Here is a 435-nt window from a genome sequence, read left to right on the forward strand (position 1 = left end):
TTGTGATCTTTTGATTATTTAGGTTTGCACCACCATTTAGATTACTTACTCCCGTTACACTTAATGTGCCACCAGTTGCAAGATTTCCTGCTGTAACTGTACCTGTAAATGTAGGCGCATCTACTACGCTATATTTATACGTATTTGTAGCAGCATCATAAGTTACAGTGGTATTAGTACCATCGGCTAAAGTAACTGTTTCACCTAAGCTAACTTTATCTGTAGCACCTGCATTTGCTCTAAAATTCAAACCTTTTTGTGCTTCTGTTAATGCTGAATTGGCAGTAGTTTGAGCTGCATTTGCCGATGTCTGTGCCGCATTTGCTGCATTTTGCGCAGTCGTTACGTTATTATTCGTGGTAGTTAACTGACCAAAGTTAACCGCATCACCTGATGCTGTACCTGCTGCAACATTTGTGATCTTTTGATTATTTA

1 pseudogene is annotated in these 435 nt (G+C 39.1%); it reads right to left on the minus strand.

The features are described 5' to 3' along the window. Positions 1 to 435, minus strand: a pseudogene (locus IO68_RS0117080) (hypothetical protein); the annotation flags it as partial.

It is taken from the genome of Acinetobacter sp. COS3 (genome assembly GCF_000475335.1).
Taxonomy (GTDB): domain Bacteria; phylum Pseudomonadota; class Gammaproteobacteria; order Pseudomonadales; family Moraxellaceae; genus Acinetobacter; species Acinetobacter venetianus.